4 protein-coding genes are annotated in these 7,423 nt (G+C 72.0%); all 4 read right to left on the reverse strand.

What is annotated here, in order from left to right; translation table 11 throughout:
- Window positions 1-44 precede the first annotated feature (44 nt).
- Entirely contained in the window at window positions 45-527 is a 483-nt protein-coding gene (locus MHY20_RS11295; RefSeq protein WP_239376850.1) for a hypothetical protein, read from the reverse strand.
- A 136-nt stretch (window positions 528-663) separates the two neighbouring features.
- Window positions 664-3,180: a hypothetical protein gene (locus tag MHY20_RS11300; protein ID WP_239376851.1), complete on the reverse strand. Its 2,517-nt coding sequence runs from the start codon at window positions 3,178-3,180 to the stop codon at window positions 664-666.
- A 135-nt stretch (window positions 3,181-3,315) separates the two neighbouring features.
- A complete protein-coding gene (locus MHY20_RS11305; protein ID WP_183377120.1) occupies window positions 3,316-5,016 on the reverse strand; it encodes a lipid II flippase MurJ in 1,701 nt (566 codons plus the stop codon).
- Between the two features lie 13 nt (window positions 5,017-5,029).
- A partial coding sequence (locus MHY20_RS11310; RefSeq protein WP_239376852.1) for a DUF6049 family protein occupies window positions 5,030-7,423 on the reverse strand: 2,394 nt, incomplete at its 5' end.

Consider the following 7,423-nt stretch of genomic DNA (forward strand, 5'->3'; position numbering starts at 1 on the left):
GTCGGGGCCGGGGGAACCGGTCGGCGGGCCGACGGAGCCGGGATCTAGGACGTGGGCACGAGCTTCACGGCTCCGTTCCACAGGCGGGAACTGCTCGCCCCCTTCGATTCGGGGGTTCCACAGGAAGAACGCACAACCGTCGCGTTCACTTCCCCGCCCTCGGTGTGGATCACGTCAGCGGTGGTCGCGGAGTGCACCAGCAGCCAGGCCGGCCCCGAATCCATCCACGACACCTCCTCGATCATGAGGATCTGGTCGTCCACGCCCTGCTCCTGCATGCAGGCGGTGACGTCGAACGAAGCGGGGTTCTGCAGAGTTCCGGTGTCCACGAGGCGCTGCACCTCCTTGCCGATGGAGTTCTCCGTCAGCACCGGCAGGCCGGACGCGTCCACTCCCCGTTCCGACTGCGACCCCACGGGCACCGCCGCCGAGGTCGAGGTCTGGCTGGACACGCTCAGGCCCCAGGACAGCATCACGCCGAGCAGGATCGCGGCCGCGATCAGCAGCAGCATGATCGACGGCGGCATCCCGATCGCCTCCTTCAGCGGAGTCCTCAGGATGCGGGCGCGGCGTCCACGGCCCCGCCCGCTCCCCGGCTCTCCCGCGCGGCGCGGGGTCACGCGCCGCCGGGACCCGGGCTGGTCGCTGCGCTTCGCCACCGAGTCACTTCACCTCGACTTCGGCGACGTCCACACGGAAGCGGCCGTTCGGCAGGGCGCCCGGCTTCGGCGACCACAGCATCAGCCGCTCAGCCTCCACGGGCTCCTCCGGCTTCAGCGACATCTCACCCGGGTTCAGGTCCGTGGAGGCGAGGACGTCACCGGGGGTGCCGTCGGGGTTCACGGTGCGCAGCTCCAGGGTGCCGCCCTGCGCCTCACCACCGTGCACGATCACCTCGGTGACCTCGCCCTTCTTCTCGAAGTTCAGCAGCACACCCATGCCGTTTCGGAGGTTGCCGAAGTCCTCGCTGGCGTACTCCTTGGTCTTCCACACGGTGCCCATGTCGCCGTCGTTGATGCGGCCCGCGTTCTCCGGGTAGTCCGCCTTCGAGGGGTCCTCCGGGTACACGATCTCGGCATTCTTCAGCGCCGCCGGCTCGACCTTCGGCTCCTCCGACTTCGCCGGCTCCGGGGACTTCTCCGCCGGAGCCTCCGACTCCGCGGTCGCGGTCGGCTCCACAGTCTTCGCGGGCTCACTGGAGACCCCGCGGTCGCGGTTCACCGAGGTGACCGTGTTGATCGCCAGGAACCCGGCGAGCGCCACCAGCACGATCATCAGAATGATCAGGATGCGGGACTGATAGCTGCGGCCGTCACCACGAGCATCACCGGTGCTGAGCGAGTCCGGGTCGTCCGATGCGAAGGCCACCCCAACCACGTCGCGCAGCAGCGACGGCGAATCGCGCTCGCCGGTGTCCTCGGTGGGCGGCTCCGTCATGGACCGCTGGCGCCCAGGCACCGGGATCGCGGGCGCGCCGGCACCGCGAGGGGTGTCGTTCGCGCTGGTCAGCGCTGCGGCGGCCGACGGGTGCACCGGCTCCACCGGTGCGGACCGCCCGGACCGCTTCCACGGATTGACAGGCTCGGGCGCGCCCGTCGGCTTCGACGGGTCGACCGGCGCAGGGGCCTCCGACGCCGTCGGCACCGACCCCACGCCCGTCGGATCGTGGGGGGTGCGCCCACCCGTACTCGCGGAACCGGCAGCGCCGAGAGCGGCGGCACCCGCGGCACCCGCAGCGGCGCTGGACGAACTGGACATCGCGATCCCGCCGGTGGTGGTCGCCGGCTCCCCGCTCAGCGACTCGGTGCGGCCCGCCACCCGCAGCGGACCGGTCGCGGCGGCGCTCTCCGCCTCAGCGCGGGTCTGCTGCCTGTCGGTGCGGGAGGAGAACTCGGGGGCGGGGCCGATCGCGTCGCCCCACGCCTGCGTGGCCGGCGCGCCCGAATCGGCAGCGCCAGCAGCGGCGGCGCCGCCCGTGGCAGTGCCAGCGGCGGCAGCGCCCGCGGTCGAGGCGCCAGCAGTGCCGGCGCCGGGGGCGGTGTCGTCGGCGGAGCCGTCAGTGAGGACGGAGGGGCTCGTCGGGGCGTCGTCGCCCACGGGCCCCGCTGCGAAAGCGCCGCCGGCGGCCGTGGAACCGGACGCGGCCGCAGGATCCGTCGGCTCCGAGGCGGACTCGGAGGCCGGCTGGTCGGAGACGGTCCCGGCGGCGGGCGCCTGGTCAGCGGGAGCATCATCAGCGGGCGCGTCCTCGACCGGCGGCTCCTCGCCGCGCATCACGGCCAGCTGCGCCGCCGACAGCGGCTGCGGCGCCCCCACTCGCTGCTCCGGATCGAACGCCTCCAGCGTCACCGGCAGCGACTGCCACGGCCGCAGATCATTGTGCACATCCTGCGGCTCGTACACCGGGTCGCCCACCTGCGGAGCCACATACGTCAGCGCCATCACCGTGATGTCCCGCAGGTCATCCGGCACCGTCCGCGCCGACGCCAGCTGCGGATCCACCACATCGGACCCGCCGAAGAACTCACTGTCCCGGCCCGTCAGGCCCACGAACAGGATCCGGCCCAGGGACCGCGCATCCGGGTCCACCGTTCCCGGCTCGCCCTCACCGCTGCCGCGGCCGGCGCCCGAGGTCAAGCCCACGATGTCCAGGTCGCTCAGCGCCGCGGACTCCACGCCCGCACCCAGGATCAGCACCCGGTCAGCGTCCGCATCCACGAACACACGGTCCTCATCCAGCAGGCGATGCGTCACACCCTTGCGGCGCGCCGCCTCCAGCGCCACCGACGCCTGCCCGGCGATCGACCGCACCGTCTCCGGGCGCAGCGCACGCTCACGCGCCATGTCCGACAGCGACGGCGCATCGACCCGCTCGTACACGACAGCCGCCACGGCAGTGCCGTCGTCGTCGGTCAGCTCATGAACAGCGGCGATCGGCACCAGCGACTGGTGCACCACCAGCTGAGAGCGCCGCGCCGCATCCGCCACATCCGCGGCGATCTCCCCGCGCGCGAGGAAGACGAGGACGCTGCCGCCCTCCTTCTCACCCACATGCCAGGTGGCGCCGTCCACAGGGTGCGCGGGCAGCGTCCAGTCCGCGGGGGCCTCGCCCTCGCCGTCGAACCCGGGCAGGATCGCGTACTCCTTGAGGAATGCGTCCACCGTGGAATGCTCGGCCATCCAGTCACCTCTGCTCGGCAATGGTCATCCTGACTTCAGTCATCGGGTCATCGGCCGCACACGGCCGGAACGCGCCTCCCGGCGCAGGGCCCGCGGCCGATACCGCTTCCCCATGGTAGACGCACGGCGTGCGGATCACCTCGAGCGCTTCAGCCGTCGGCCCACGAACGCCCCCATGGCGCGGATCTCCTCCACCCGCAGCACGAACGCCGCACCGATGAACAGAGCCGCCATCACCGCACCGATCGCGCCGCACACCAGCACCGCCACCGGACGGCTCGACCACACCCAGTCATGCGCCGCGTGCAGCAGCCCCCACCCGGCAGCGCCGGACACGACCGCCGCCACCAGCAGACGCAGGAACGTGGAGATCGTCAGGCCCAGGCCGTGCGGCCGCACCCCCAGGCGCTGCAGCTTCCGACGCAGCATCCACGTGCCCATGCCCCACGCCATCAGGTTGCCGATGCTGGTGACCAGCGCCGCCGCCGGGGTCGCGAACTGCGGATCCACCAGGCGCGAGATCGGAATGATCATCGCCAGGCTGAACGCGGTGACGGGGATCTGCGTCAGGAAGCTCATCCGCGCGTCCTCATACGCGTAGAAGAACCGCTTAGTCAGGTACAGCGACGCGAACGGCAGCAGACCCACCATGTACGCGGCCAGCACCAGGCCGTTCGCTTCGGCGGACGTCGGCGTGGTTCCACCGATCGCCACCCACATGATCGGTCCCGCCAGCACCCCGAACAGCACACTGAACAGGATCATCGGCACCATCAGGATGCGGCCCGTCTCCGCGTACGTCTCGAACGCGCCCTGGTGATCGCCGTCGCGGGCATGCCGGGAGATCTGCGTGAACACGCTCGTCACCAGCGCCACCGCGATGATGCCCTGCGGCACCATGAACACCGTGTAGGACCAGTCCAGCGCCGCCAGACCCGCATACTTCTGCGCCTCCGCAGTGCGGCCCTCCTGGTGCAGGCGCGAAATCGCATCCACCGTGGGGCCGGACGCCCACCGAGTGGCGAACACGCCGATCTGCCCCAGGATCACCATCGCCAGGGTCCACATGCCGAGCTTGCCGAGGGTGCGCAGGCCGAGGTTGCGGAAGCCCCACTTCAGGCGGATCCGCAGCCCGATGCGGTGCGTCCAGTACCAGAGGAACGCCGACTGCACCACGGAGCCGGAGACCTGGATGCCGGCGAGCATCAGCACCATCGGCATCGTCCACGCCGTCGGGTCCGGCTGCGACCCGAACAGCACCAGGAACGCGATCGAGGAGAGGATCGCCATGATGTTGTTCAGAGCCGGCGCCCACTGGAACGGGCCGAACGACTCGTGCGCGTTCAGCACCTGCCCGAACATCACGTACAGCGCCGACAGCAGCATCTGCGGCAGCAGGAAGTACGCCAGCGTGGTCGCCGCCTGCATCGTCACCGGGTCGAGGTTCGAGTTCGCCACCACCAGCAGCGGCGTCACCAGCAGCATCGCCAGCGCCGTCGCCGCACCCGTCACCACCAGGATCAGGGTGGTCAGGCGCGACATGTAGTCGTCGCCGCCGTCGGGCCGCTTCATCGCCCGCACGATCGCCGGCACCAGGATCGCGTTGAGGGTGCCGCCGCCGATCAGCAGCCACAGCGAGCTCGGCAGGATGTTCGCCGCGGAGAACGAGTTCGCCGCCACCGTGCTGGTGCCGCCCAGCACCATGCCGAGCAGGAAGTTGCGGACGAACCCGAGGATGCGGGAAACGGTGGAGCCGGCCGCCATGAGCGCGGAGGCGCGCATGTGGGCGGCGCGCCCGCGCTGCGGGGCCGCAGGTGCGGAGGAGTCCGAAGGCATGGAGTCGGGGGCCTCACTTCTCATTGATGGTCTCAGGGGTCTGCACGCCGGGGCTGCGGGCGTCGGAGCGGCCGGAGCGGCCCGCCCGGATCACACCCGCCACCACGAGAACGGCCATGCCCACCACGATGATGAGCGTGGTCCGGTTCTCCCAGGCGGGATTGGCGTGGACCTCCACGGACTGCGTCCCGAACGGCTTCGACCCGTCCGGGGTCACGAGGGTGACGTCGAGGTCGAGGGTGCCGTTGGCGATCGCCTCGATCGGCACTGACACGTCCACGGAGGAGTGCGGCGGGATCGTCACCGCGCCCGGCTCCGTCTGGATCCGGACGATCCGCTTCGACACCGACAGGTCCGGCGTCACCGTGACCGGGGTGTCGAAGTCGTTGCGGATCGTGATCGGCAGACCGACGGAGGAGGACACCAGGTTGTAGCTGGAGGCCATCGTCACCGTCACTCGCTTGTGGAAGTCACTGCTGAAGTCCACGGTTCTCTCCGCCAGCGCGGTCGCCAGCGCGTCATCGCGCGCGGCCCGCGGCGAGGTGGACGCGAACGCCGTCAGCAGCGGCGGGTTCGCCCGCGTCTGGTCCTTCATCATGGACCGCAGCGGCAGGATCTGCCCCACCGCCGCGTCCGACACCGTCACCACATCGCCGGACACCGCGGGGCGGTCCGCCGGAGAATCGGGCCGCTCCAGGGTGCCGTCGGCCCCGATGGCGACGGGCGCCAGGGAGGCCGACGGGCCCCTCCACAGCAGAGACTGCGACCCCTTGTCCACCCACAGGCTGCGGGTGCCGCTGCCGGAGCGCGCCGCATCCACCAGGTCACTGGTGGGGCGCTGCTCCACCCACGGCGCGTCCGCCAGGGCGTCCATCCCCGCCGTCATCGTGGTGGGGTCGAGCGTCGCCGACGGGTCCGGGGAGATCAGCACGTGCCGCGGCGCGTTCGTGGACTGCCCGGAGATCACGGCGGTGTCCGCCAGCACCTGCTGGCGGATCAGCATCGGGTCGGTCACTGAGGAGTCCGCTTCGCTGAGGGCGCTGAGGCGGGTGTCGTACGCCAGCAGCGGAACGCTCGGACCCCGCTTCCCGCTGCCCTTAGCGGGGTCGAGGCGGCCGTAGCCGCTGGTGGTGACCTGCGGCTCCGGGGTGGAGCCGAGGGACTCCGCGGGCACCAGGACGATGTCGGCGCCGCGGCCGGCGGCGTCCTGCGCGAGGCGCGCGGAGGCCTCCCCCGGTGCGAGCCGCACCGCCGAGCCGGCGGGCGTGACGGACCGCGCGTTCAGGACCCGGCCGGTCTCGGCGCTCCCGGCGGCGGCGAGGCGGGACTTCGCATCCACCGCGAGGGGGTCGAACTGGCCGTACGGCGCGGCGATGACGGTGCGGTCCTCGGCGGCGTCGGTGAGCGCGGAGGCGGTGGCGGCGGCCGTCGGATCAGCGACCCACGGCTCGGAGGAGGCCCAGGCGGCCGCGGGGTCGTCGGCCTGCGCGCTCGGGGACGGCGACGGGCTCGCCGACCCCTCAGTGCCCTCGTCGCCGCCCTTCTGCTTCTTCGCAGTCGAGGCGGCCGGCTCCTCCGCCAGTGACTGCGGCACCGGCGCCGACGCCAGCATCGACGGATCCAGCAGCCAGTCCGCATCGGGGCGCCGCGCCACCTCCAGCTGCTTCTTCATCGTCCCGGAGTTCAGCGACTCGGCGTACCCGGCGGGATCGGTGACGGCCTGCGCCGGCACCTCGGAGCGCACCGGCACCAGGGTGGACACGCCCGTGGTGGGCAGGTCCTGCGCGTCCTGCGGCTGCCACACGATGAACGAGCGGACAGCGGAGACGCTCTTCTGCCCCTCCAGCGGCAGCAGGTTCGGCGCCTCGGGGCCGGTGATCGCGGTGGAGTCGTTCGCGGCTGCGGCCGAGGAGGTGCCGGCGCCGTCGGCGGCATCGGCGGATGCCTGGGATCCGTCGGCCGGGCCGAGCGTCACCAGGGTGAGGGACACGGCCCGCGCGCCCCAATGGTCGGGGCTGGGGCCGAGGCCGAGATCGGCGGCGCGCGCGGTCACCACGAATTCCGCGGACTTCCCGGGAGCGATCGTGGACCGGGGTGAGAGCGCGACGGCAGAGCCGAGGTCCTTCAGCCCGTCGGTCGCGGCCCAGCGGCTGATGTCCTCCCGATCGTCCAGGCGGGGGCGCTTGATTCCGAGCTGCACCGCGGCGCGCTCCAGCGGCTCCTCGCCCGTGTTCGTGACCGTCACCTTCACGGTGAGGGTGGAGTCGGGGGTGACGGCGGCGGGCGCCATGTGCGTGATCGTCATCCGCACCCCGTCGCGCTCCATCGGGGCGATCGGCACGGCGGGCGCGGCGTCGGCTGTGCGGGCGCCGCCCGCGGTGGGCTGGGGTGCAGAGGGGCTGCGGGG

Origin of the sequence: Helcobacillus sp. ACRRO, assembly GCF_022347125.1 — a bacterium.
In the GTDB taxonomy this organism is placed as follows: Bacteria; Actinomycetota; Actinomycetes; order Actinomycetales; family Dermabacteraceae; genus Helcobacillus; species Helcobacillus massiliensis.

What these genes read in the sequence shown, in the direction of transcription:
- MHY20_RS11295 (WP_239376850.1), bottom strand. Translation starts at nt 527, where the DNA reads ATGCCGCCGTCGATCATGCTGCTGCTGATCGCGGCCGCGATCCTGCTC.
- MHY20_RS11300 (WP_239376851.1), bottom strand. Translation starts at nt 3,180, where the DNA reads ATGGCCGAGCATTCCACGGTGGACGCATTCCTCAAGGAGTACGCGATC.
- MHY20_RS11305 (WP_183377120.1), bottom strand. Translation starts at nt 5,016, where the DNA reads ATGCCTTCGGACTCCTCCGCACCTGCGGCCCCGCAGCGCGGGCGCGCC.